This window comes from Methylobacterium sp. J-059 (genome assembly GCF_022829485.1).
Classification (GTDB): domain Bacteria; phylum Pseudomonadota; class Alphaproteobacteria; order Rhizobiales; family Beijerinckiaceae; genus Methylobacterium.
Map to the genome: position 1 here is coordinate 1 of NZ_JAKSYA010000186.1, position 24332 is coordinate 24332.

The 24332-nt window shown below is 70.9% G+C and carries 24 protein-coding genes, 1 tRNA gene, 1 pseudogene and 1 riboswitch; of the genes and pseudogenes, 14 read left to right on the plus strand and 12 right to left on the minus strand.

Annotated features, from left to right (window positions below):
- Together MKK55_RS28455 and uvrB are read right to left on the minus strand one after the other, a co-directional pair.
- The coding region (locus MKK55_RS28455) for a hypothetical protein (RefSeq protein WP_409566142.1) at positions 1-751 on the minus strand (751 nt) is incomplete at its 3' end.
- A 322-nt stretch (positions 752-1073) separates the two neighbouring features.
- Positions 1074-3782 (minus strand): excinuclease ABC subunit UvrB, encoded by a 2709-nt coding sequence (uvrB, locus tag MKK55_RS28460; protein ID WP_243939069.1) that lies wholly within the window; start codon positions 3780-3782, stop codon positions 1074-1076.
- A gap of 199 nt (positions 3783-3981) precedes the next feature.
- Between uvrB and MKK55_RS28465 the strand changes: the two genes are divergently transcribed.
- Positions 3982-4221 carry a hypothetical protein gene (locus MKK55_RS28465; RefSeq protein ID WP_313898900.1) on the plus strand — a complete coding sequence of 80 codons (240 nt, stop codon included), beginning with the start codon at positions 3982-3984 and terminating at the stop codon, positions 4219-4221.
- 46 nt (positions 4222-4267) lie between these two features.
- Here the strand turns inward: MKK55_RS28465 and MKK55_RS29165 are convergent, their stop codons facing one another.
- The 3 genes from MKK55_RS29165 to MKK55_RS28475 all read right to left on the minus strand — a co-directional run bounded on the left by MKK55_RS29165 (position 4268) and on the right by MKK55_RS28475 (position 5422).
- Entirely contained in the window at positions 4268-4390 is a 123-nt protein-coding gene (locus MKK55_RS29165; protein WP_279596406.1) for a hypothetical protein, read from the minus strand.
- Between the two features lie 90 nt (positions 4391-4480).
- Positions 4481-4792, minus strand: a complete 312-nt coding sequence (locus tag MKK55_RS28470) for a hypothetical protein (RefSeq protein WP_147842294.1) — start codon at positions 4790-4792, stop codon at positions 4481-4483.
- Positions 4793-4891: 99 nt separating this feature from the next.
- Positions 4892-5422, minus strand: a complete 531-nt coding sequence (locus tag MKK55_RS28475) for a metallophosphoesterase (RefSeq protein WP_243939070.1) — start codon at positions 5420-5422, stop codon at positions 4892-4894.
- A gap of 208 nt (positions 5423-5630) precedes the next feature.
- Here MKK55_RS28475 and MKK55_RS28480 point away from each other — a divergent pair.
- Positions 5631-5707 (plus strand) — tRNA-Pro (locus MKK55_RS28480).
- A gap of 243 nt (positions 5708-5950) precedes the next feature.
- Here the strand turns inward: MKK55_RS28480 and MKK55_RS28485 are convergent.
- Entirely contained in the window at positions 5951-6601 is a 651-nt protein-coding gene (locus MKK55_RS28485) for an SspB family protein (protein WP_147729109.1), read from the minus strand.
- Between the two features lie 321 nt (positions 6602-6922).
- Here MKK55_RS28485 and MKK55_RS28490 point away from each other — a divergent pair, with 321 nt between their 5' ends.
- Positions 6923-7735: a CPBP family intramembrane glutamic endopeptidase gene (locus MKK55_RS28490; protein ID WP_243939071.1), complete on the plus strand. Its 813-nt coding sequence runs from the start codon at positions 6923-6925 to the stop codon at positions 7733-7735.
- A 7-nt stretch (positions 7736-7742) separates the two neighbouring features.
- Here the strand turns inward: MKK55_RS28490 and MKK55_RS28495 are convergent, their stop codons facing one another.
- Positions 7743-8180 carry a histidine kinase gene (locus tag MKK55_RS28495; protein ID WP_147729923.1) on the minus strand — a complete coding sequence of 146 codons (438 nt, stop codon included), beginning with the start codon at positions 8178-8180 and terminating at the stop codon, positions 7743-7745.
- A 217-nt stretch (positions 8181-8397) separates the two neighbouring features.
- Between MKK55_RS28495 and argJ the strand changes: the two genes are divergently transcribed.
- The 3 genes from argJ to MKK55_RS28510 are packed head-to-tail and all read left to right on the plus strand — an operon-like array spanning position 8398 to position 10774.
- Entirely contained in the window at positions 8398-9648 is a 1251-nt protein-coding gene (gene argJ, locus MKK55_RS28500; protein WP_243939072.1) for a bifunctional glutamate N-acetyltransferase/amino-acid acetyltransferase ArgJ, read from the plus strand.
- On the plus strand, positions 9645-10361 hold the full coding sequence (locus MKK55_RS28505) for an SIMPL domain-containing protein (RefSeq protein ID WP_243939073.1): 717 nt from the start codon (positions 9645-9647) through the stop codon (positions 10359-10361). Before argJ ends, MKK55_RS28505 begins: the two co-directional genes overlap by 4 nt.
- Positions 10358-10774: a (deoxy)nucleoside triphosphate pyrophosphohydrolase gene (locus tag MKK55_RS28510; protein WP_243939074.1), complete on the plus strand. Its 417-nt coding sequence runs from the start codon at positions 10358-10360 to the stop codon at positions 10772-10774. The genes MKK55_RS28505 and MKK55_RS28510 overlap by 4 nt, the downstream gene beginning before the upstream one ends.
- A 5-nt stretch (positions 10775-10779) precedes the next feature.
- Here MKK55_RS28510 and MKK55_RS28515 read toward each other — a convergent pair whose 3' ends face one another.
- Positions 10780-11313, minus strand: a complete 534-nt coding sequence (locus tag MKK55_RS28515; RefSeq protein WP_147842297.1) for a GcrA family cell cycle regulator — start codon at positions 11311-11313, stop codon at positions 10780-10782.
- A 417-nt stretch (positions 11314-11730) separates the two neighbouring features.
- Between MKK55_RS28515 and MKK55_RS28520 the strand changes: the two genes are divergently transcribed.
- The 3 genes from MKK55_RS28520 (at position 11731) to flaF (ending at position 15185) form a co-directional block, all read left to right on the plus strand.
- Entirely contained in the window at positions 11731-12918 is a 1188-nt protein-coding gene (locus MKK55_RS28520; RefSeq protein ID WP_243933902.1) for a patatin-like phospholipase family protein, read from the plus strand.
- Positions 12919-12999: 81 nt separating this feature from the next.
- Entirely contained in the window at positions 13000-14625 is a 1626-nt protein-coding gene (locus tag MKK55_RS28525) for an ABC-F family ATP-binding cassette domain-containing protein (protein ID WP_147859688.1), read from the plus strand.
- 197 nt (positions 14626-14822) lie between these two features.
- On the plus strand, positions 14823-15185 hold the full coding sequence (flaF, locus tag MKK55_RS28530) for a flagellar biosynthesis regulator FlaF (protein ID WP_147727251.1): 363 nt from the start codon (positions 14823-14825) through the stop codon (positions 15183-15185).
- A gap of 164 nt (positions 15186-15349) precedes the next feature.
- On the opposite strand, the gene MKK55_RS28535 is transcribed toward flaF, so the two are convergent.
- Both MKK55_RS28535 and thiC read right to left on the minus strand, forming a co-directional pair.
- A complete protein-coding gene (locus tag MKK55_RS28535; RefSeq protein WP_147727250.1) occupies positions 15350-15640 on the minus strand; it encodes a hypothetical protein in 291 nt (96 codons plus the stop codon).
- Between the two features lie 365 nt (positions 15641-16005).
- On the minus strand, positions 16006-17895 hold the full coding sequence (thiC, locus tag MKK55_RS28540) for a phosphomethylpyrimidine synthase ThiC (RefSeq protein ID WP_243939075.1): 1890 nt from the start codon (positions 17893-17895) through the stop codon (positions 16006-16008).
- A 75-nt stretch (positions 17896-17970) separates the two neighbouring features.
- A riboswitch (TPP riboswitch) is annotated at positions 17971-18079 on the minus strand.
- A 118-nt stretch (positions 18080-18197) separates the two neighbouring features.
- Here thiC and MKK55_RS28545 point away from each other — a divergent pair.
- The 3 genes from MKK55_RS28545 (at position 18198) to MKK55_RS28555 (ending at position 20678) form a co-directional block, all read left to right on the plus strand.
- Positions 18198-19031 (plus strand): alpha/beta hydrolase, encoded by an 834-nt coding sequence (locus MKK55_RS28545; RefSeq protein WP_243939076.1) that lies wholly within the window; start codon positions 18198-18200, stop codon positions 19029-19031.
- Between the two features lie 67 nt (positions 19032-19098).
- Positions 19099-19467 (plus strand): HNH endonuclease, encoded by a 369-nt coding sequence (locus MKK55_RS28550; protein WP_147842303.1) that lies wholly within the window; start codon positions 19099-19101, stop codon positions 19465-19467.
- Between the two features lie 125 nt (positions 19468-19592).
- Positions 19593-20678: an acyltransferase family protein gene (locus MKK55_RS28555; protein ID WP_243939077.1), complete on the plus strand. Its 1086-nt coding sequence runs from the start codon at positions 19593-19595 to the stop codon at positions 20676-20678.
- Between the two features lie 29 nt (positions 20679-20707).
- On the opposite strand, the gene MKK55_RS28560 is transcribed toward MKK55_RS28555, so the two are convergent.
- Positions 20708-20959, minus strand: a complete 252-nt coding sequence (locus MKK55_RS28560) for a PilZ domain-containing protein (protein WP_243939078.1) — start codon at positions 20957-20959, stop codon at positions 20708-20710.
- Between the two features lie 271 nt (positions 20960-21230).
- On the opposite strand from MKK55_RS28560, the gene MKK55_RS28565 reads away from it, so the two are divergent.
- Positions 21231-23429 carry a transglycosylase domain-containing protein gene (locus MKK55_RS28565; RefSeq protein ID WP_147859105.1) on the plus strand — a complete coding sequence of 733 codons (2199 nt, stop codon included), beginning with the start codon at positions 21231-21233 and terminating at the stop codon, positions 23427-23429.
- Between the two features lie 93 nt (positions 23430-23522).
- Here the strand turns inward: MKK55_RS28565 and MKK55_RS28570 are convergent, their stop codons facing one another.
- Complete coding sequence (locus MKK55_RS28570) at positions 23523-23900, minus strand: flagellar biosynthesis repressor FlbT (RefSeq protein ID WP_147729760.1); 378 nt, start codon at positions 23898-23900, stop codon at positions 23523-23525.
- A gap of 210 nt (positions 23901-24110) precedes the next feature.
- On the opposite strand from MKK55_RS28570, the pseudogene MKK55_RS28575 reads away from it, so the two are divergent.
- Positions 24111-24332, plus strand: a pseudogene (locus tag MKK55_RS28575) (flagellar protein); the annotation flags it as partial.

Sequence of the window (24332 nt, forward strand, 5' to 3'; positions counted from 1 at the left end):
GGCTGACGTTGTTGCCGCGGATCGGCAGGTTCTCGGCGTTCGACAGCCGCAGCTCGATCGCCGCGATGCGGGCCGGATCGTACACGGTGCTGCCGCCGCCGCCGCCGGGTCCGGCTCCGCCGCCCGTGCAGGGATTGCAGGTGGCGCCGCCCGTCGTGCCGGTTCCGGTTCCGGTGCCGGCGGTGGTCCCGGTTCCGCCGCCGACCGACACGCCGACGGATCCGATCGCGCCGCCGCCGACCGTGGCGCCGACATTGGCGACGGTGCCGCCGCCGACGGTCGCGCCGACATTGGCGATCGTGCCGCTTCCGACCGTGGCGCCGACATTGGCCACGGTGCCGCCGCCGACGGTGGCCCCGACCGTCGCGACCGATCCGCCGCCGACCGTCGCTCCGACGTTGGCGACGGTGCCGCCGCCGACGGTGGCCCCGACATCCGCGACCGATCCGCCACCGACGGTTGCACCGACATTCGCGACCGATCCGCCGCCGACCGTTGCGCCGACGGTCGCGAGGTTGCCGCCGCCGAGGGTCGCATCGACCGTCGCCAGGCTTCCGGCGGTGCTGTTCACGGCCGTGGTCACCGGATCGAGCGCCCCGCGCAGGACCTGGGCCTCGGCCAGGCCCGAAGTGCCGAGGAGCAGAACGCCTCCGAGCAGCGGGATCGCGATCGTGCTGCGCGAGCGGGCCGCTTCGCGACGTGGCGCAGGGGGGGACGTGCGCGCGGAGGCGCGGTTCTGGCGACGAGACATGGGGGCACTCCGACAGGGAACCACGCCGGGAGGCTGCATCGTGCCGAGAACACAACGCACGAGATCCATTGCATGGCTCATGCAATCTGAGCGGGAATGCTTAACGAGGGTTTGAAGTTACAACCGAGAGTTGCTTTTCTTCGCTTGGGTTCAGCGCGCGCCCGACCGTCCGCATTCGGCGCGGCGACCGCTTGCGCGCAGGAGCTTCGGGACGAGATGGGATGACGGGGAGCGAGCCGCGGCGGCCGAGCAGGCGCCGCCGCCCTGCGCGAGACGTGATCCCGCTCGCGAGAACCGGCCCGTCCGACGCAGGAGGCCGATCTCAGCGCCGGCCGCCGCCGCCCTTGTATTTCGGCTTCTGGCCGCCGAGCCCTTGCGTCGAGCGCGGCTTCGGCCGCTCGACCCAGGCGACGGCGCTCGCCGGCAACTCGCGGTCGGTGCCCGGCCCCATGTTGTCGAGGGTCGGCTTCGAAATCCGCGTGCCCGAGCCGCGCGGGGCCTTGCGGCCGTACTTGCCGGCATCGCGCTCGACGTCGGCCTGGCGCGCCATCGGGTCGTCGGAGATCATCAGCTCGGTCGCCTGGAGCCGCTTCAGCTCGTCGCGCAGGCGCGCGGCCTCCTCGAAGTCGAGATCGGCGGCGGCGGTGCGCATCCGCTTCTCGAGATCGGACATCACCGCCTTGAGGTTGTGGCCGACGGTGATCTCCGCCATTCCGGTATCGACCTGGACGTGATCGCGCTCGAACACGCTACTGAGGATGTCGCTGATCCCGCGCTTGACGCTCTGCGGGGTGATGCCGTGCTCGAGATTGTAGGCGAGCTGCTTCTGGCGCCGGCGCTCGGTCTCCGCCATCGCCCGCTCCATCGAGCCGGTGATCTGGTCGGCGTAGAGGATGCAGCGCGCGTCGGCGTTGCGGGCGGCGCGTCCGATGGTCTGCACCAGCGAGGTCTCGGAGCGCAGGAAGCCCTCCTTGTCGGCGTCGAGGATCGCGACCAGCGCGCATTCCGGGATGTCGAGGCCCTCGCGCAGCAGGTTGATGCCGATCAGCACGTCGAAGGCGCCGAGCCGCAGGTCGCGGATGATCTCGATGCGCTCCAAGGTGTCGATGTCGGAGTGCATGTAGCGCACGCGCACCGAGTTCTCGTGCAGGTACTCGGTCAGGTCCTCGGCCATGCGCTTGGTCAGGGTGGTGACCAGGGTGCGGTAGCCGGCCTGCGCCACCTCGCGGACCTCGCCGAGCAGGTCGTCGACCTGGGAGCGGGCCGGGCGGATCTCGATCACCGGGTCGACGAGGCCGGTCGGGCGGATCACCTGCTCGGCGAAGACGCCGCCGGTCTGCTCCATCTCCCACTTGCCGGGGGTGGCCGAGACGTTGACCGTCTGCGGCCGCATCGCGTCCCATTCCTCGAAGCGCAGCGGGCGGTTGTCGAGGCAGGAGGGCAGGCGGAAGCCGTACTCCGCGAGCGTCGCCTTCCGCCGGAAGTCGCCCCGGTACATGCCGCCGATCTGCGGAACCGTGACGTGGCTCTCGTCGGTGAAGACCAGCGCGTTGTCGGGCAGGTACTCGAACAGCGTCGGCGGCGGCTCGCCCGGCTTGCGGCCGGTGAGGTAGCGCGAATAGTTCTCGATGCCGTTGCAGGCGCCCGTCGCCTCGATCATCTCGATGTCGAAGGTGCAGCGCTGTTCGATCCGCTGGGCCTCGATCAGCCGGCCCATCCGGGTCAGCTCCTCGACGCGGCCGTTGAGCTCGTGCTTGATCCCCTTGATCGCCTGCTGCAGCGTCGGCCGCGGCGTGACGTAGTGCGAGTTGGCGTAGACCTTCACGAACTTCAGCTCGTTGATCTTCTTGCCGGTCAGCGGATCGAACTCGACGATGCTCTCGATCTCGTCGCCGAACAGGCCGATGCGCCAGCCGCGGTCCTCCAAGTGGGCCGGCCACAGCTCGATCACGTCGCCGCGCACCCGGAAGGTGCCGCGGGCGAAGTCCGCCTGGATGCGCTTGTACTGCAGCGCCACCAGGTCGGCGACGAGCTGGCGCTGCTCGATCTTCTCGCCGAGCGTCACCGTGAACGACATCGCGGTGTAGGTCTCGACCGAGCCGATGCCGTAGATGCACGAGACCGAGGCGATGATGATGACGTCGTCGCGCTCCAGCAGGGCGCGGGTCGCCGAGTGCCGCATCCGGTCGATCTGCTCGTTGATCGAGGATTCCTTCTCGATGAAGGTGTCCGAGCGCGGCACGTAGGCCTCGGGCTGGTAGTAGTCGTAATACGAGACGAAATACTCGACCGCGTTGTCGGGAAAGAAGCTCTTGAACTCGCCGTAGAGCTGCGCCGCCAGGGTCTTGTTCGGCGCCAGGATCAGGGCCGGGCGCTGCGTCTCCTCGATGATCTTGGCCATCGTGAAGGTCTTGCCCGAGCCGGTGACGCCGAGCAGCACCTGGTCGCGCTCGGCCGCGTTCACGCCCTTGACCAGCTCGGCGATGGCGGTGGGCTGGTCGCCGGCCGGCGTGAACTCGGATTCGAGGCGGAACGGCTTGCCGCCCTCGGACTTCGCCGGGCGGTCCGGCCGGTGCGGCACCCAGGTCTGCCCGTCGCGGAACAGCGGGTTTCCCTCCTCGAGCAGGCGCTGCAGGGCGTCGACCGTGGCGGAGATGCCGTCGGCGGCGAGCGGGGCCTGATCCGGCTCGCCCTCGGGGGCCGGGCCGTCCTCGGGTGGGGTCATGCCGAGGGCCTGGGCCAGCGCCGGATCGACCTCGGCGCCCGGTGCGACGGTGAAGCCGCGCTGCGGCGCCTCGCCGAAGCCGGCGGGCTCGGTCGTCGCGGCTTTGGCCGTCGGTTTCGCCTTGGCCGTCGCCGGCTTGCGCTGGCCCGGCCGCGGCAGCTCGGCCGGCCGCTCGGATTTGACCTGCGGCGTGCGGGCGAGGGCGGGGCTCAGCAGCTGCGCCAGGAACGGATCGAGCGGCTGCACGTCCGGCCGGTCGGCCTTCCCGGTCGCTGAGACGTGCCGGGGCTTCTTGGGAATTGCCATGTGCCAAATATGGCGCGGCCCAGGGCCGGACGGAAGAGGCCCGACGGTCGCTGCCGGCATCCCGCCCCGATACCAGGAGCTCATAAACCGTTCGCCGCTATCAACGGCTGGGGTCGTCCGCCGCAATGCCGCCGGCTTGCGCGATCACACGCGAGCCGTGGGCGGCAGGCCGGCCTGACCGCTGAAAGCTGATGGGATGATGAACTTCGTTCTGGGAGCCGTGGCCGGGGCGCTGATCGTCGGCATCGCGGCGATCGCGGCGGCGCGGAACCCGGAGATCCAGCAGCGGCTCGGCCTGTTTCCGGCCGCGCCGATCACGCTGATGGCGGCCCCTCAGCGGCCGGAGCCGATCTGCCCGCCGCCGCCCGCGGTGGGGCCGACGATCGGAACGCAGGACATGCTGTTCAACAAGCGCCGGTTCTGGTCGGTCGCGCCCTGACCCAACGGCGACGGCCGGCGGTGCGCATTCGCTAGAGAGCCTCGGCTCAGACGCTGCTCAGCAGGAACATCAGGATCGTCGTGGCCGCCGTGGTGCTGAGGAAGCCGCACAGGGCGGCGGCGAAGGACGGGCCGGTGGCGGCGGTGAAGGTCTGGGTTTCGGTGGTCATGACGGCTGGCCTTGTCGGCGACGTGCTGCGTCGCGTTCGATGGGACGATGCTCGGAACGGAGAAGCTTTGCGGTGCGAACGCGCACCCGGTCAGTCGCAGCGGTTGACTTGCTTGGCGATGCGAAGGTTTCGCAGCTCGGTGCGAAGATCGATCGCGACGACGCCGGCACCGCAATCCTCGAAGGCATCGCGGGCCTCGTTGTAGCGGTCCCCGATCTCGTCGAGGGTGTCGCAGACCCGATCGTGGTTGCCGAGGCGGGCTTCCTGACGGGCCTGGTAGCGGAGGGCGGACGCCTCATCGACCTTGGCGCGGCCTTCGAAGCAGGAGGGCGCGGCGAATGCCGGGCCGAGGCAGAGAACGAGGCCGAACGCGGCCAGTATCGTGGTCTTGGTTCGGGTCATGGGCCACCGTGAAGACAATCACGCGAGCGGTACGCTGGAAGAGGCAAAGTATTCGACCGGTGTCGTTCAACCCCCGGTTACGTGCGCTCAACGGCGGAGCTAGGCCGATGGTTCCGCTTTCGCTGCGCTGCGGCCGCGGCGCGAAACCAGGATCGCGGCGAGGTCGACCGGCGCGAAGCCCTGCGCGTCGACGCCGACGTCGTACTGCTTGGGCGCGGTACGGAGCTGCCCGTGCGAATGGCCGTGCAGATTGAGAACGCCGCGGCCGATGCCGTTCCAGGTGCGGAAGGCGTAGTGGCACAGCACCAGGCCGCGGCCGTCCACCGCGATCTCGGCATAATGCGCGATCGAGGCCCAACCCGGCGCATCGAGCGTATCGGGCCCGTCGTTGTTGCCGACGATCAGGTGCTTCTCTCCGTTCAGGCCGGCGAGGATCGCGTGGACCCGCTCCCGCGGCGGCCCGAGGGCGAAGTCTCCGAGATGCCAGACGGTGTCGTCGGGCGCGACGACGCGATTCCACGTCGCGATCAGCGCGGCATCGTGCGCGGCGAGGTCGGGAAACGGCCGGCGGTCGAGCCGCAGGATGCGCGGGTCGCCGAAATGCGTATCGCTCGTGAAATAGACCGCCACCGCCCGCCTCGTTGCGCCAGACCGCACGCGGTCTCGTGTCCGATCCGGCCCGCCTCGCGCAAGGGGCGTCGGGATCGGTGCGACACCCCACCCTGTTTCGGCGAAGCGCCGGAACGGGGCTTGCGTGCCCCGGAGCGGAAAGCTAAGACCCGCGGACCCTTCGGGGTGTCGGCGGCCCAACGGCATGCCGACGCGAGAGCGGACGTGACGGAGTATAGCGCAGCCCGGTAGCGCACCTGTCTGGGGGACAGGGGGTCGCAGGTTCAAGTCCTGCTACTCCGACCAACAAAACGGGATGTCGGTCGAAGGATCGATGTCGCCGCTCTGAGGAAAGGCCGGGGCCGAGCAGGCCCCGGCCTTTTTTCGTGGTCGTGGGGCCGGCCGTTCGGGTCCGCGTTCCGAGAGGCCTTGGGGACGCGGAAGCCTCGAAGGCGCCCGCCGGAGGCCGCGTGATTTTCCAGACACCCCGTCCGAGGCCCGATCGCGCGGACGCCTCCGGACGAGGGCTGACTCCCGAAGCGTCGAGCCTCAGCTCTTCTTTCGGAACGCGTCGAGGCTGACGACCTCGGCGCTGGCCTCGTTGCCGTCGGCGTCCTTCTTCGCCGCCTTGGCCGCGACGCGCGGCTCCTTCTCGTCCGCCTTGCCGCCGTTCTGCGCGGCGGGGAGAGCGGGGATGGTCTTCGGTGCGGTGCTGCCGATCGCCGCCAAGCCGGTGCCGGGCGTCACCGATTTGGGCTTCATCTCGGTCGGCTCGGAGGCCGCGCCGCGCGGGCCGGCCTTCGCGTTGCTCGGGGCGGGCTCCTCGCCGGAGGCCTCCGCCGTCTCGTTGAGGTCGAACTTCAGGCCGAACTGCACGGACGGATCGAAGAACCCCGACAGCGCATCGAACGGCACCAGCAGCCGCTCGGGAACGCCGGAGAAGGACAGCCCGACCTCGAAGCTGTGCTCGGTGACGCCGAGGTCCCAGAACTGGTGCTGCAGGACGATCGTCATGTCCTGCGGGTACTTCTCGCGCAGGGCCTGGGACATCCGCACGCCCGGGGCTTCGGTGCGGAAGGAGACGTAGAAGTGATGCTCCCCCGCCAAGCCCTCGCGGGCGGCGTCGGTGAGCACCTTGCGCACGACGCCGCGGAGGGCGTCCTGAACCAGGAGATCGTAGCGGATCAGGTCGTCTGCCATCTGCGGTCGCTCTGTGCGGTCTGCCCGACGACCTGTCGCGCGGGACGCGCACCAAATCGGATGAGGAAGGAAGGCGGCTTCCGTCGCCGGAGGCCGGGTATCGAGCGGCCGACGCGCGGAACCGCGTCAGGCTGCCGACCACCGCGCCGGCGGACCCGTCCGACCGTCCCGCCCGGCAGCGCCATCGTGTCCGAGGGCGGGGGGCTACGGCGAACGGAACGGATCCGATAGGTTCGAAGTGACCGGCGCGTCGCGAAGACCGTTCGTCGCCGTTCCGGCCTTTCGACCGGTGAGAAGAACATAGTGGGGATCGCCGCGGTTTTGAAGCCCGATCATGGTGTCCCGCCCATCGAAGCCGCCGCACCGTCCGAACCGGACCGGCGATGGGTCGCGGCCGGCCGCCTCGGCGTGAACCTGGTCGTGCTGGCCGGGATGCTCCTGCTCTACCTCGCGGCGGCGAGCCTGATGTCGCTGGCCGCGGTCCGGGTCGGCGCCGACCTGCTCGCCGGGATCGATCCGTTCCTCGACGCGGCGCAGCGCCCCTATCTCGGGGCCACCGAGCTCGCCCGCCGCGAGCTCGCCGTCGACGTGCTGCGGCAGGTCTTCCTCGCCGGCCTCGTCGTCGCGGTCGCCCTGCGCCGCGACGGCACCGGGTGGCGCAGAAGGCTCGCCCTCGATCGCGAGCGGCCGAACGGGATGCGGCCGCGCACGCTGCTGCTGATCCTGCTGCTGTGGCCGGCCGTGCACATCGCCTGGGTCACCGGCACCGCGGAGGCGTTCGGCGCGGCCTTCGGCAACGGCGTGCGCCTGTCGCCGATGCTGAGCCCGGCCGCCGTGGCGGCGTGGCTCGGCTACGTCGTGGTGCTGGCGCCCGCCGCCGAGGAGATGCTGATGCGCGGGGAGGGCTTCGCCGCCGCCCGCCGCTTCCTGCCGCCGGCCGCGACGATCCTCGTCACGGCATTGCTGTTCGCGATGGCGCACGTCTCGGCCTGGGGATTCGCCCGCCCGGTCTCGCTGGCGCCGCTGGCGCTGATGCTGGGCTGGCTGCGCTGGCGCACCGGCCGGCTCTGGCCGTGCATCGCGCTCCACGGCTGGAGCAACCTCGCGCTGATCGCCTACGTGCTGTGGCCGTGACGGCGCGTCAGGCGGGCCGGTTCGCCAGGGCTTCGCGAACGGTGCTCGCCACGGAGCCGTTGCGCAGGTCGCGCGGGATCAGGATCGCGTCGGGGAGGAGGTGCGAGGCATCGCCCGACATCTCCTCGTAGAGATCGCTGGCCAGGACGATGCGTAGGCCCGGGCGCAGGGCGCGGGCCTCGACAGCGAGCCGCGAGCAGCAGAGCGCGCCTTCGAGCCCGACATCGGCGACCAGCACGTCGACCGGAAGGCCGAGGACGAGGACGGTGAGGGCGTCGACGCCGCTGTCGCAGGCCGTCGCCTGGAAGCCCGCGCGGCGGACCTGATTGGAGACCTCGTCACGCCAGCGCTTCTGCCGGCCGGCGACGAGAACCTGGATCCCGTAGCAGCCCCCTGCGGGCTGGGTCGGGCTCACGAGCGTCGTTCCGCTGGTGGGTTGCGGCATTCCGCGTTCGACTCGGCGTTCGCGTTGCATCGCAGCATGCTAGGCCGGGAAGCAGCGGTCGCGCAAGCCCCACGCCGCGTTTGCGCCGTATTTCTGAGCGCACCCGCCCAGGAAGCAGGCATGCGCCGGGATCGGGCAGGCGGTTGACCGAGGCCGGGCCGGCGGGGCAACAGGGCCGCGTCGCGGGCGACGCCGCGAGCGCACGGAGATGGTTTCGATGTCGTCCGCAAAATCGCCCCCCGTCTCCCCCCTCGCGCCGGCCTCGACGCCGGCGCTGCCCCCGATCCGCGGCGTCGCCCTCGCCACCGCGCAGGCCGGGATCCGCTATTCCGGCCGCACCGACGTCCTCTATGTCGGCCTCGACGCCGGCACCACCGCCGCCGGCGTGTTCACCCGGTCGCGCTGCCCGTCGGCGCCGGTCGACTGGTGCCGCGAGGCGCTCGCCGGCGGCGCGGCGCGCGTGCTGGTCGTGAACTCCGGAAACGCCAATGCGTTCACGGGATCGCGCGGCCGGGATGCGGTCGCGCTCACGGCACGGATCGCGGCCGCCGCCGCCGGCTGCGCCGAGACCGAGGTGTTCATCGCCTCCACCGGCGTCATCGGCGAGCCGCTGGACGCCACCAAGTTCGAGGGCGTGCTCGCCGATTGCGCCGGGCGCACGGTGCCGGGCGCCGAGGCCTGGGAGGCCGCCGCCCGCGCGATCATGACCACCGACACCTTCCCGAAATGCGCGACGCGGACCGCCGAGATCGACGGGGTCGCGGTCACGATCAACGGCATCGCCAAGGGCGCCGGGATGATCGCGCCGGACATGGCGACGATGCTGGCCTTCGTCTTCACCGACGCGGCGCTGCCGCAGCCGGTGCTGCAGGCGATGCTGGCGGAGGGCACGGGCAAGAGCTTCAACTGCGTGACGGTCGACGGCGACACCTCGACCTCCGACACGCTGATGCTGTTCGCCACCGGCAAGGCGGCGACCGCGCCGGTCGCGGACGCCGCCGACCCGCGGCTCGCGGGCTTCCGCGCGGCGCTGGACGACCTCCTGATCGAGCTGGCGCAGCTCGTGGCCAAGGACGGCGAGGGCGCCCGCAAGTTCGTCACCGTCGAGGTCGGCGGTGCCGAGAGCGACGCCTCCGCCCATCGCATCGCGATGTCGATTGCCAACTCGCCGCTGGTGAAGACGGCGGTCGCGGGCGAGGACGCCAATTGGGGCCGCGTGGTGATGGCCGTCGGCAAGGCCGGCGAGCCCGCCGACCGCGACCGCCTCGCGATCTGGTTCGGCGACGTGCGCGTGGCGGTGGCCGGCGCCCGCGACCCAGATTACAGCGAGGATGCCGCGAGCGCCGTGATGCGCGAATCCGACGTCACCGTCCGCGTCGATCTCGGGCTCGGAACGGGCAAGGCGCGGGTCTGGACCTGCGACCTGACCAAGGGCTACATCGAGATCAACGGGGATTACCGCTCGTGAGGCGCCTCGCGATCGCCCTGACTTCCGGCTTCTGCCTCCTGGGGTCGCCGGCTCGCGCCGACGATGCCTGCGCGCGCCGGATCACCGTGACCGGGCGCGCGCAGGCCACTCAGGCACCCGACTTCGCGACCGTCGTCATCGGCGTCGAGGCCAAGGCGCCCAACGCCGCGGCGGCACTCGATGCGTCGTCACAGGCGGTCGGCGGCGTCGTGGCGCTGGCCGGGCGACTCGGCGTGCCGACGGGCGACGTCGGCACCGCGGCCGTCGTGCTGGAACCGGCGACGCGGACCGTGACGCGACCGGACGGTACGCGGCAGGAGCAGCCGGACGGTTACCGCGCGACGAACCGCGTCAGCGTGCAGCTCGCCGATCTGGGCCGCCTCGGCGACCTGCTGCGACAGGCTCTCGATACGGGAGCGAACAGGATCGATGCGATCACCTTCGTGCTGAAGGATCCTCTGGCCGTCGAGAACCGCCTTCGGGTGGAGGCGACGCGCGACGCGCGGTCCCAGGCCCAGGCGTTGGCGGAAGCGGCAGGCGCCAAGATCGGCGGCCTCTGCCAGCTCACCGTCGGCCATGGGCAGCTGCCGGATGCGGCGCAGGCCTTTCGCTTTTCCGCAGGATCGCGGTTTGACGCCAAGCGTGTGCCGATCGAGGCCGGGCTGATCGCGAGTCAGGCCGAAGCCACGGCATCGTTCGCGGTGGAACCATGACGGCGCCGGTGCGCCTGCTGCTCGTGGTCGCCGTGGCCTTGGTCGATCACGACGGCCGCGTGCTCGTCAGCGAGCGGCCACCCGGCAAGCAGCTGGCCGGCCTGTGGGAGTTTCCCGGCGGCAAGGTGGAGGCGGGCGAGCGCCCCGAGGCGACGCTGATCCGCGAGCTGGCCGAGGAGATCGACATCCGGGTGGAGGAGCCGTGCCTGGCGCCGCTCACCTTCGCGAGCCACGCCTATCCGGACTTCCACCTGCTGATGCCGCTCTACGTCTGCCGGCGCTGGAACGGCACGCCGTGCCCGCTCGAGGGCCAGGCGATCAAGTGGGTGCGCCCGCGCGACCTGCGCGAGCTCGCGATGCCGCCGGCCGACGAACCGCTGATCCCCTACCTGATCGACCTGCTCGGCCCTTGAAAGCCTTAGCGGAAGCCGGCCACGCGGCGGTCGCGCTTGCGCTCGGCCGCCGGCTGGTAGGCGATCTGGGCGTGATGCGTGCAATAGGGCAGCCCGGTGATTGAGCGGGCGCCGCAGAACCCGAATTCCGGCGTGGTCGGGTCGCCGATGGGCCAGCGGCACATCGATTCGCGCAGATCCATGATCGTCACGCGCTGCGAGGCGGCGAGCGCCACCGGCTCGGGCGCGGCGGCCGGAACCGGAAAGTCCGGCGCGGGCCGGTGCGCGAGGATCGCCACCGGCTCGGGAGCCTCGGCCTCGACCACGGCGATCGCCGTCTCGATCTCGACTTCCTGCGCCGGCTTGCGCCGGGCGGCCGCGACGTCCTCGGCCGGCTTGATCACGCGGCCCGAGAGGCCGAGCCGGTGCACCTTGCCGATCACCGCGTTGCGGGTGACGCCGCCGAGCTGCGCCGCGATCTTGCTCGCGCTCTGGCCGTCTTCCCACAGCTGGCGCAGCAGCGTCACGCGCTCGTCCGTCCAACTCAAGATTGTGTCCATGGTCTCGCCCCTCCCGATCTAGACCCGCGGACTGCCCCGGTCCCCCGCAGTCAAGGCGCGGATCGGGCGCGACCTGTCCCCGCTGACCGGCTGGTCCCGAAAGTCGGGACGAGGCCGGTCCGAAGCCCGTCGTGCGCGCCGCTGGTCATAGCCGCCATACCCCCCCTGAGGCATCCGGCGACGAGGGCAACCTACAGGACCGTTCTCCGCCGATGCAAGGCCGCCGGAAGCGGAGCCGTGGCTGTCCACCGCCCATTGTCCGGGCGGCGACGACCGCGGTTCCCGCGTGCCGAGTGTGACCCGGCCGCATCACCGCCGGCGGCAAGGCCGCGTTGCGGTCGCCCGGCCGGAACGCTAGTATGGTCAAGCTCGTTCGCATGCCGTGACGGCCCGGATCGGGCGTGGGATTTTTTGACGATGTCGCGTCGATACGGTTGGCTGCGCGGGTGCCTCGCCCTCGCTGTTGCGGCCCAGCTTGCCGCCTGCTCCTCGGTGCCGAGGATCCCGTACACCGCCGCCGAGGCGGCGGTCGCGGGCGTGCCGGGCATTCCCGGCGCCCGCGTGTTCTCGGACGCCTCGGTCGAGACCTTCACCGAGATGGCGTCGACGCCGCAGAACAAGCGCCAGGGCTTCAGCTACCTCGCCCTGTCCGGCGGCGGCGGCGACGGCGCCTACGGCGCGGGCGTGCTGAACGGCTGGTCGGCCTCGGGCACGCGGCCGGAATTCTCGCTCGTCTCCGGCGTCAGCACCGGGTCGCTGATCGCGCCGTTCGCCTTCCTTGGCTCGTCCTACGATTCCTACCTCACCGACATCTACACCAGCGGCATCGCCAGCACCCTGGTGCAGAGCCCGAGCGTCGTGAACGTGCTGTTCGGCTCCGGCCTGTTCGGCGACGGCCGCCTGCGCAACCTCGTCGGGCGCTACGTCAACGCCGACCTGCTCGCCGCCATCGCCGCCGAGCACGCCAAGGGCCGACGCCTGCTGGTGGTGACGACGAACCTCGACAGCCAGCGCGCCACGATCTGGAACATGGGCGCCATCGCCGCGAGCGGCGCGCCCAACGCGCTCGACCTGTTCCGCGACGTGCTCACCGCCTCGGCCAGCATCCCGGCGGTCTTCCCGCCCCAGCTGATCGACGTGCAGGCCGAGGGGCGCGCCTTCCAGGAGCTGCACGTCGACGGCTCGGTGGTGACGCCGGTCTTCACCCTGCCGCAGGCACTGCTGCTGCGCGACAAGCGCCTCGCGACCGGTCAGAAGGGCCGGATCTACGTGATCATCAATGGCCGCCTCGAGCCCGAGTTCGACGTGGCGCAGAACAACACCCTGGCGATCGTCGGGCGCTCGTTCACCACGGCGAGCCGCGCCCGCAGCCGCCAGACGCTGGCGGCGACCTACGCCTTCGCCCGCGAGAACGGCGTCGGCTTCAACCTCACCTACATTCCCGAGGACGGCCCCAAGCTGACGACGCCGGACGGCTTCGACACCACCTACATGCGCAACCTCTACGAGGCCGGCTTCGAGCGCGCCAAGACCGGGCGGTTCTGGGAGAGCACCGTGCCGGCCGCGCCGCTGACCAAGGCGATCGCCAGCGCGGCGACCCGGTAGGCCTCGGCGCCCTCGCGCATCGTGCTGCAGTGCGGTAGGGAGTGGGGGAGCGCCCCCGCTCCCGGCCCGTGACCCCCCATCATGCTGCAGATCGAAGACCTCACCTTCAACATGTGGGGGCGGCGCTTCTTCACGAAGGCCAGCGTGGCGATCCCGCCGGGGGCCAAGGTCGGCATCGTCGGCCGCAACGGCGTCGGCAAGTCGACGCTCTTCAAGATCATCCTCGGTGCGTTCCAGCCGGATTCCGGAACGGTGTTCCTGCCGAAGACGGCGCGCATCGGCTCGGTCGACCAGGAGCACCCGGCGACGCCGGTCAGCCTGATCGACACGATCCTCGCGGCCGACGTCGAGCGCGACGGCCTCTATGCCGAGCTGGAGACCGCCGAGCCCGAGCGCATGGGCGAGATCTACGGCCGGCTGATCGAGATCGACGCCGACCGGGCGCCCGCCCGCGCCGGCGAGATCCTGGCCGGCCTCGGCTTCTCGGTGGCCGACCTCGAGCGGCCGATGTCGGAGTTCTCCGGCGGCTGGCGGATGCGGGTGGCGCTCGCCGCCGCCCTGTTCGCCGCCCCCGAGATGCTGCTGCTCGACGAGCCGACGAACTATCTCGACCTCGAAGGCGCGCTCTGGCTCGAGGCGCGGCTCAAGCGCTACCCGCACTCGGCGCTGATCATTAGCCACGACCGCGAGCTGTTGAACAACTCCGTCGACGCGATCCTGCACGTCGCCAACGGGCAGCTCGAGCTCTACACCGGCGGCTACGACGACTTCGAGCGGCGCCGCGCCGAGAAGGCGAGGCTCCAGCTCTCAGCCAAGGCCAAGCAGGACGCCGAGCGCGCCCACCTGCAGAGCTTCATCGACCGCTTCAAGGCCAAGGCCTCGAAGGCCGCGCAGGCGCAGTCGCGGGTCAAGCGCCTGGCCAAGCTCGAGCCGATCGCCACCACGATCGAGGAGCACGTCGCGCCGTTCCACCTGCCGTCGCCGAAGCGCCCGCTGGCGCCGCCGCTGATGCACCTCACCGACGTCGAGGTCGGCTACGGCGACGATCCCGCGATCCTGCGCGGCCTGAACCTGACGCTCGACATCGACGATCGCATCGGCCTGCTCGGCGTCAACGGCGCCGGCAAGTCGACCTTCGCGAAGATGGCGGCCGGCGCGCTCGACATCCGCTCGGGGCGGATGACGCGCGAAGGGCGGGTGCAGGTCGGCTGGTTCCACCAGCACCAGATCGAGGCGATGGACCCGAAGGATACGCCGCTGGCCATCATCCGCCGCGAGCGGCCCGAGGACGGCGAGTCGGCCCGCCGAGGCAAGCTCGCGAGCTTCGGCCTCGCCTACGAGAAGCAGGAGACGACGGTCGATGCGCTGTCGGGCGGCGAGCGGGCGCGGCTGCTGCTGAACCTCGTGGCGATGCGGGCGCCCCACCTGCTGATCCTCGACGAGCCCACCAACCACTTGGACATCGACAGTCGCCGGGCGCTGCTCGACGCGCTGAACGACTACGAGGGCGCCGTCATCCTCATCACCCACGACCGCTCGCTGATGGAGCTCGTGGCCGACCGCCTCTGGCTCGCGGCGGACAACACCGTGAAGCCGTTTCCCGGCGACATGGACGACTACGCGAAGTTCGTCCTCGACCGCTCCCGCGCCGGCAAGAGCGCCCCGGGGCAGGGGCGCGAGAAGAAGGGCAAGAAGCGGGCTGCGTGATCCTTAGGCGGGATCATGATAGGGACGATCGAATACAGTCGATCGTTCCGCCGCGGCGCCGTCCGGCCGACGCTGTGCTTGAACAATCGCTCGGGCGGCCGATGCAATTCTCGTCCGCGGCGCTTACCCTATGTTAAGGCGCGCGCTGCCATAACCCCACCCCGTGCCCGCCGGCCTGCGGGTGGAGCGTCAGACCGATGAGTTTCGCCGCCAACGCCTACACGAGAACCGCGAACAGCGTCCTCAGCCCGCGCGAGGCGGAAGCCGCCGTGCTGATCAAGGCGGCGCAGCAGCTTCAGATGGTCAAGGACGACTGGACCAACCAGTCCGCCAACCTGAACAAGGCGCTGAACTTCAATCAGAAGGTCTGGACGCTCCTGGCAGGCGCCGCGACGGCGCCCGAGAGCCCGCTTCCGATCGCGATCAAGAACAACATCGGCCAGCTCTCGGTCTTCGTGTTCCGGCGGATCATCGACACGCTGATCGAGCCGGGCGCCGACAAGCTCTCGGCGCTGATCAACATCAACCAGCAGATCGCCGCCGGCCTGCGCTCCTCGTAGGCCGCGCCGGACCGGCGGACGCGACCGGGCACGGGACGCGGCGCGTCCCGTCGCCTCGGCTTCGGCGACCCGGTCTCGACAGGCATGGCGACGCGAAAAAGGGCCGAGGCGCACAGCCCCGGCCCTTTCGTTCCGCTCGGCGTCACGACCGGCGGAGGCGCCGCTCACGCTTCGCGATCGACGGGCTTATCGGCCGTCCTGCGCTCCGCCTGAGCCTCGGCGTAGGCGCGCGACCGCAGCACCGACACGTCCGGAAGCTGGACCAGCACCGCACCGGTGCCGGGATCGAGCACCTGATACACGACGCTCTTCGTATCCCGGTCGATGGTGATGCGCCGCTCGTCGTTGGTCCGATCCGACGCGGCGTCGCCGCGCGACCGTCCGTCATCGGAGACCGCAGCGCCGCTGCGATCGCTTCTGCCGATGTCGACGCGAACGGCCGGATCGAGCGCCACCGGAGCCGCCGCCTCGATGGGTCTGGCAGGCTGGACGACGGGCGGTGCGCTCAGGCGCGTCGGCGTCGGGGGTGTCACTTCGAAGGTACTCATCGCGCACCTCTACGGGTCCCGTTGCGGCATGAGACCAGAAGCCGTGCGGCGCGTGAATCGTATCTTAAGACTCCGCCCCGGTACCCGACTGAGCGGGATCATCCTGAAGAATCAGGCAACGACGCGGATCGAATTTTAACGGTTCGCCCCGGCATGCGCCGCGTCCCCGGGGCCCGGTCGAGCGGATGCGAGGCCTCGGAAGCGATCCGCCCCCGCGCGCCTGTCGGCGGGCGGGGGCGGAGCGCTCGGTCATGCGTCCCGGAGTGGCGCCGTCACTCGGCGGCGTCGACGTAGAGCTTGCCGCCCTCGGCCAGGAACTCGCGCGACTTCTCCGCCATCCCGGCCTCGCGCTCGGCGCTGGTGAGGATCGGCGCGGTGTTGAGCACCTCGCCGGCGGCCTCCATCGCCAGCACCTCGGCGCGCAGGTCCTGCGTGATCTTCATCGAGCAGAACTTCGGCCCGCACATCGAGCAGAAATGCGCGACCTTGTGGGCGTCCTTGGGCAGGGTCTCGTCGTGGTAGGCGCGCGCCGTGTCCGGGTCGAGGCCGAGGTTGAACTGGTCCTCCCACCGGAAGTCGAAGCGGGCTTTCGACAGGGCGTCGTCGCGCAGCTGCGCCGCCGGGTGGCCCTTGGCCAGATCCGCGGCGTGGGCGGCGATCCTGTAGGTGATGACGCCGGTCTTCACGTCGTCGCGGTTGGGCAGCCCGAGATGCTCCTTGGGCGTGACGTAGCAGAGCATCGCGCAGCCGAACCAGCCGATCATCGCCGCGCCGATGCCGGAGGTGATGTGGTCGTAGCCCGGCGCGATGTCGGTGGTCAGCGGGCCGAGGGTGTAGAACGGCGCCTCGCCGCACTCGGCGAGCTGCTTCTCCATGTTGACCTTGACCTTGTGCATCGGCACGTGGCCCGGCCCCTCGATCATCGTCTGGCAGCCCTTGTTCCAGGCGATCTTGGTCAGCTCGCCCAGCGTCTCGAGCTCGGCGAACTGCGCCGCGTCGTTCGCGTCGGCGATCGAGCCGGGGCGGAGGCCGTCGCCGAGCGAGAACGAGACGTCGTAGGCGCGGCAGATGTCGCAGATCTCCTCGAAGCGCTCGTAGAGGAACGATTCGCGGTGCCCGGCCAGGCACCAGCGCGCCATGATCGAGCCGCCGCGCGACACGATGCCGGTGACGCGCCGCGCGGTGAGCGGCACGTGGGCGAGGCGCACGCCGGCATGGATCGTGAAGTAGTCGATGCCCTGCTCGGCCTGCTCGATGAGCGTGTCCTTGAACACCTCCCAGTCGAGCTTGAGCGGATCGCCGCCGACCTTCTCGAGCGCCTGGTAGATCGGCACCGTGCCGATCGGCACCGGCGAGTTGCGGATGATCCACGAGCGGATGTTGTGGATGTTGCGGCCGGTCGACAGGTCCATCACCGTGTCGGCGCCCCAGCGGATCGACCAGACCAGCTTCTCCACCTCTTCCGCCGCCGACGAGGTGACGGCCGAGTTGCCGATGTTGGCGTTGATCTTCACCAGGAAGTTCCGGCCGATCGCCATCGGCTCCAGCTCGGTGTGGTTGATGTTGGCCGGGATGATCGCCCGGCCGCGGGCGACCTCGTCGCGCACGAACTCGGGCGTGATGAACGGCGGCACCGAGGCGCCGAAGCTCTCGCCGTCGGCGAGCGCCGCGTGCGCCCGGTCGAGCATCTGCTCGCGGCACAGGTTCTCGCGGTTTGCGACGTAGATCATCTCCTCGGTGACGATCCCGGCGCGGGCGAACTCGTACTGCGTCACCATCTGGCCCGGGCCGGCCTTGCGGATCGTCCGCTCGGCGGGGCAGGGGGCCACCAGCTTGTCGGCCGGCACGAAGCCGTTGTCCTCGGGCTTCACGATGCGCGGCTGCACGGCGGCGTAGTCGCGCTTGGCGATCCACGGGTCGCGCAGGGTCAGCAGGCCCTTGGCGAGGTCGATGCGGGCGTCGGTCTCGGTGTAGGGGCCGGACGGGTCGTAGACCCGCACCGCCGGCTCGTTCGGGTCGGTCAGCACGATCTCGCGGAACGGCACCCGGATGTCCTCCCGGCCGGCCACGCTCGCGTAGACCTTGCGCGAGCCGGTCACCGGACCCGTGGTCACGGTCTCGGGACTTCCCTTGACGTCTTTGGACAGGACGGGCGCGTTCATCGAGTGGGTCTCCCGGCTTTGGGGCGATCCGGCACGCGTCGATGGAGATGCGATGAAGCGGCAGACGCCGGGATCGGCGCCGCAGGTTCCCGTCCCTCCGCCGGTACGAGCCGGATCAGGTTCAAGGGTCAGGACGTCGCGTCCACTCTCAGCCCCCGGTTGCGGGGCCCCCCTCGGAATGGTTCGAATCTCCGCGTGCCGCCGGACTTTGTCAATGCGTGCGACAGACCATGCCGGGACGGACGGCTGCCGGCGTCGCCGCGGAACGGTTAGGGTCCGCCCGCGAGACCCGGCGGAGACCCATGCGCATCCTGCTCGTCCTGGCGGCCGCCGCCATCGTCTTCGGCGGCCCCATCGCCGCGCTGGCCGTCTTCCAGCGCAACCTGCTCTACCCGGGCGCCTTCATCGCCGGCCCGCGCGCACGCCTGCCGGTGCCGCCGGGCACCGAAGCGATCTCGCTCGTCACCGCCGACGACGAGCGCCTGCATGCCCTGTGGCGGGCGCCGCGCCCCGGCTGCGGCGTCGTGGTCAGCTTCCACGGCAACGGCTCGCGCCCCGAGCCCGCGGCCGCCCGCTTCGCCGCCGCGCCCTGGTCCGGCGCCGGATGGGGCGTGGTGGCGATCGCCTATCGCGGCTATCCCGGATCGACCGGCACGCCGACGGAGGACGGGCTGATCGCCGACGGGCTCGCGGCCGTCGCCGAGGCCGCGCGGCGGGCGCCCGGCGCTCCGATCCTGCTGCACGGTCATTCCCTCGGCGCCGCGGTCGCGGTCGCCGTGGCGGAGCGGGTGCCGCATCTCGGGCTCTACCTCGAGGCGCCGTTCGATTCGCTGCCCGGCATCGTGCGCCTCGCCTTCCCCTACGCGCCGACCACCCTGCTGCGCGATACCTGGCGCTCCGATGCGCGCATCGCGCGGGCCGGCGGGCCGGTGCTCATCGTCCACGGCACGGCGGACGGCGTCGTGCCGGTGAAGCTCGGGCGCCGCCTCGCCACGGCGGCGGGCGCGAGCGCCCGCTTCGAGGCGGTCGCCGGCGACCACGTCTCGGTGCTCGGAACCCGCGACCACCTGGCCGAAACCTTGTTCGGCGACCGCGTCCGGCCGGGCTGCCCGGCGCTCGCCGCAGCGACGCCTTGACGCCGCGCCGCGGTTTTCCCGCAATCCCATATCGCCGGTCGGACCCGATGCGAACGGAGGCGAGGCGGTGGGGCGACGCGAGCGGCGCTGGCGCGAGGACGATCCCGAGACGCAGGCGCGCAGCCCCGAGCCGGTGATCTGCCCGCTCTGCGAGCGCCCGATCCCGCCCCGCGCCCGCTCGAGCCTGCATCACCTCGTGCCGAAGCTGAAGGGCGGCACCCACGGCACCACCGTGCGGCTGCACCAGGTCTGCCACTCGGCGATCCATGCCCGGCACAGCGAAGCCGAGCTCGCCCGGCGCCTCGCCGACGTCGGCGCGCTCCGCGCCGAGCCGGAGATCGCGCGCTTCATCGCCTGGGTGCGGACCAAGCCCGACGACTTCCACGCTGCCACGCGGATGACGCGGGACCGTCGCTCGGCCAAGCGCAAGAGCTGACGCCGGGCCCCGGAGCGGATTCACCCCGCGTTCGCCATGCCGCGCGATGGCGCTGCGGGGCTCAGGCGGCCTTTACGGATCCCGCCCAAGGGTTGCGCCGACGGGGCGACCGGGCGGAGGCGGTGATGGCGGGGGCGGCGGGCACGGCGGGGCCGGGGGATGCGATGCGTCTCGCCTGGGTCGACGTCGCCAAGGGCATCTGCATCCTCCTCGTGGTGATGATGCATTCCACCCTCGGCACCGGCGAGGCGATGGACGGTGAGGGTTTCCTCCACACGGTGGTGAGCTTCGCGAAGCCGTTCCGGATCCCGGACTTCTTCCTGCTGTCGGGCCTGTTCGTCGGCCGGGTGATCGACCGCGACTGGCGCTTGTTCGCCGACCGGCGTGTCGTCCACTTCGCCTACTTCTACGGGCTCTGGGTCGTCGTCCAGTCGCTCGCGAAGTATCCGGCGATCGTCGGCGAGGCCGGGCCGGGCGCCTTCGCGGCCCATCTCGTCCACGCGCTGATCGAGCCGTACGCGACGCTGTGGTTCATCTACCTGCTCGCGGTGTTCTCGGTGGTGACCAAGCTGCTGCGCCGCGTGCCGGCGGCGGTGCTCCTGGCCGGCGCCGCCCTGCTGCAGGTCGTGCCGATCGCGACCCCTTCCTATCTCGCGGAGGAGTTCTGCGCCCGCTACGTCTACTTCGTGGCCGGATACCTGTTCGCCGGGCGCATCTTCGCCTTGGCCGACCGGGTCGCGCGCAACCCGGGGGCGGCCTGTGCCGGGCTGATGCTCTGGGCGGGGATCGAGGCGTGGCTCGCCTTCACGCCCTCGCAACTGCCGGGGTACCCGACGCTCGCCAGCCTGCCGCTGGTCAGCCTGATCCTCGGCGGCGCCGGCGCGCTCGCCATCGTCGCCGGCGCCGCCCTGCTGACGTCGGCCGGGGGGCCGGTCACCGCGGCGTTGCGCGCCTGCGGGCAACGCTCGATCGTGATCTACCTCGCGTTCTTCCTGCCGATGGCGGTCACGCGGACGCTGCTGGTCAAGGTCGGGCTGATCGACGATGTCGGCCTCGCCAGCCTGACGGTGATGGTCGTCGCCGTGATCGTGCCGCTCGCCCTGGAGCGCGCGGTCCGCGGCACCGCCCTCCGCTTTATGTTCGCCCGCCCGAAGGCGTTCCGCATCGCGAGGGCCCGGCAGGACCCCGCTCCGGCGCTGCAGCCGGCCTGAGCCGGCGCGCGCCGGTTTCGCGGTTCGTCTCAGCCTTCGAACCGTACTCCCAGCCGCCGGCCCTCGCGCCGGACGACGCGACAGCGCCGCGGCGGCTCGTAAGCGGTCACCCGCAGCGTGAACCGATCGGGGGCGACGATCTCGGCCGCGACCTCGATCTGCGCGCCGGTCTCGGAGACGTCCCAGACCAGGCATTCGCAGGGCTTCCCGCATTCGTCCGCGATCAGGCTCGCCACCTGGAAGGCGTCCTTGCGCGGGGTGCTGCGTCGATTGTCGCTCATGGCATCACCCCAAGGTCGAAGGCGGAGCGCATCTTGCGCGCAATCGCTTAGCAAAAGCCGCGTCCGGCGCCAAAAACCCCGTGAACTCGGCGACGCTGGGCCGCATCGCGGAGCGCGAACGCCAAGTTCCTGATCGTCAACGGGTTCTGAAAATCGGCGGTTAACATCCCTTAAACCCGCCGCATTTACCGTGCGGAACCGGGCCTCCGACGATCGCCGCCGCACCGCCTTCGCAGGGCATCTCGGACGGGCATCAGGACAGACGGGACGCATGGCGAACGGACGCGGAAGGGACGGCCGGGGCGAACCGAACTTCGACGTGCCCGAGGGGCGCGGCGCGGGTCGGGGCGGCGCGGACCTTCGCCTGTCGCGGGCCGATCGCCCGGGAGGCGGCGTGGCCAGCAGAAGCCGAGACAGCGAGGACGCGGGCAGCCGCCGGGCGAAGCCGGCCGCCAAGGGCGGCGCGCGGCGTGGCGCTTCGTCGAAGAAGGTCCGGCGGCGCTCGCTGCTCGGGCGCGTGGTCTACGCCGGCTGGGTGCTCGGCCTGTGGGCGGTGGTCGGGATCGCCGGCCTGATCGCCTACCATGCCTCCCAGCTTCCGCCGATCGACCAGCTCGCGGTGCCCAAGCGCCCGCCGAACATCGCGATTCTCGCTTCCGACGGCTCGCTGCTCGCCAACCGCGGCGAGACCGGCGGTCGCGTCGTCGGCATCAAGGAGCTGCCGAGCTACCTGCCGCGCGCCTTCGTGGCGATCGAGGACCGGCGCTTCTACAGCCATTTCGGCGTCGACCCGGTCGGCATTCTGCGCGCCATCGGCCAGAACCTGACGCGCCGCGGCGTCGCCCAGGGCGGCTCGACCCTGACGCAGCAGCTCGCCAAGAACCTGTTCCTGACGCCCGAGCGGTCGGCCTCGCGCAAGATCCAGGAGGCGATCCTCGCCCTGTGGCTCGAGCACAAGTACAGCAAGGACGAGCTGCTCGAGCTCTACCTGAACCGGGTCTACTTCGGCGCCGGCGCCTACGGCGTCGAGGCGGCGGCGCAGCGCTACTTCGGCAAGCCGGCCAAGACCGTCAGCGTCGCGGAAGCCGCGATGCTCGGCGGCCTCGTCCAGGCGCCCTCGCGGCTGGCGCCGAACCGCAACCTGCCGGCGGCCCAGGCGCGCGCCGCCCAGGTGGTCGCGGCCATGCAGGAGCTCGGCTTCATCACCGCCCAGGACGCGAAGGTGGCGCTCGCCCAGCCGGCCCGGCCGGCGAGCACCCGCGGCGGCGGCTCGGCGAACTACGTCGCCGACCTCGTCATGGACGTGCTCGACGACTTCGTCGGCACGATCGAGGGCGACATCGTCGTGCAGACCACGGTCGACACCAACCTTCAGGCGACCGCCGAGAAGGCGCTCGTCGACGAGCTGAACGCCAAGGGCGGCCGCTACAACGTCGGCCAGGGCGCGCTGGTCTCGATGCGGCCGGACGGCGCGATCCGCGCGCTGATCGGCGGGCGCGACTACGCGCAGAGCCAGTTCAACCGCGCCACCACCGCCAAGCGCCAGCCCGGCTCCTCGTTCAAGCCGTTCGTCTACCTCGCCGCGGTCGAGCGCGGCGCGACGCCGGACACGGTGAAGGAGGACGCGCCGATCAAGATCGGCAACTGGCAGCCGGAGAACTACTCGCACCAGTACGAGGGCCCGGTCACGCTGCGGACCGCGCTCGCCCTGTCGCTCAACACCGTCGCGGTGCGCCTCGGCCAGGAGGTCGGCGCCAAGGCGGTGGTGCAGACCGCGCAGCGCCTCGGCATCACCTCGGCGCTGCAGGCCAACGGCTCGATCGCGCTCGGCACCTCCGAGGTGACGCCGCTGGAGATGGTCGGCGCCTACAGCGCCTTCGCCAACGGCGGCACCGGCGTGATCCCCTACGTCGTCGCCGGCGTGAAGGCTGCCGACGGCAAGGTGCTGTACAAGCGCGGGGAGGGCGGCCTCGGCCGCGTCATCGATCCGAACGCCGTCGGCATGATGAACGCGATGATGCACGAGACCTTCGTGATCGGAACCGCCAAGAAGGGCGACATCCCGGGCTGGGACCTCGCCGGCAAGACCGGCACCAGCCAGGATTTCCGCGATGCCTGGTTCATCGGCTATTCCGGCAGCCTGGTGACGGGTATCTGGCTCGGCAACGACGACGGCGAGCCGACCAAGAAGGCGTCGGGCGGTAACCTGCCGGTCGAGATCTGGAAGACCTACATGAGCGTCGCGCTGAAGGGCCAGACGCCGGTGCCGCTGCCCGGCCTCAACCGCTGGCGCAAGGCGCCCGAGACGACCGCCTCGGTGGCGAGCGCGCCGAGCCCGGGCAACATCCTCGGCCAGATCTTCGGCGAGCCCCCGGCGCCGGCGCCCCGCCCGAATGCGGCCCGCCGTCCGGCGGCCCGCGACTCGGACGACCGCAACTTCATCGAGAAGCTGTTCGGCATCGGCGAGTGACGTGAGCGGACGGCTCGGCCGGCGCCCGCGTCGCGCGGCGGACCTGGCCCCCGAGGCGTCGCGCTGCGCGACGCCTCGCTCGGGCGGACGCCCTCAGGCGGCCAGCTCCTCCTCGTAGGCGATGAGCTTCCGCCCGGTCTTGATCGCCAGGTGGTACTGCTTGGCCGCGACCGCGTCGTGGATCGCCACGAGATACGGGGCCGCGCCCGGGATCGTCTTCAGGATCTCGGTCGACTGCATCACGAACAGGTTCTCCGCCTCCGCCGGATCGTCGGCGAGATAGATCACCTGCAGGGTCACGCAGAGCTTCTTGCACGGCGTGTCGGCGTCCGCCTCGCGGATGATCTCGCTCTCGCGCAGGAACTTGCACTGGGTCTCGACGAGGAAGACCGACCGCCGATCGCCGTTCCGGATCAGCGCCCCGTTGATGATCAGCCGCTCCGCGGGCTTCAGCTCGATGCGTAGGGCCATGCCGGCAACTCCATTCTAGAGACGCCGCGACCATCGACACGATCTGTTAATGTTGTTTGAACTCTCATCGCGTAATTGGGCGCAATACACCCTGCACACCCGCGATATGCCGGATTCGACCGGTCGATTTAACGCGTCGGTAGGTGGCGACATGTTTCTTCGTGAGGCCGGCAGAAAGCCGGTCTTCTGATCAAATATGGATCTCACCTCATGTCCGGCGTCTCTCTCACCGCTGCTACCCGCCAGAACCTGCTTTCGCTGCAGGATACGGCGTCCTTGTCCTCGACCACCCAGAACCGTCTTTCCACCGGCAAGAAGGTTTCCTCGGCCCTCGACAACCCGGTCAACTTCTTCACCGCGCAGAGCCTGTCGAACCGCTCCTCGGATCTCGGCACCCTGCTCGACAGCATCTCCAACGGCGTGCAGACGATC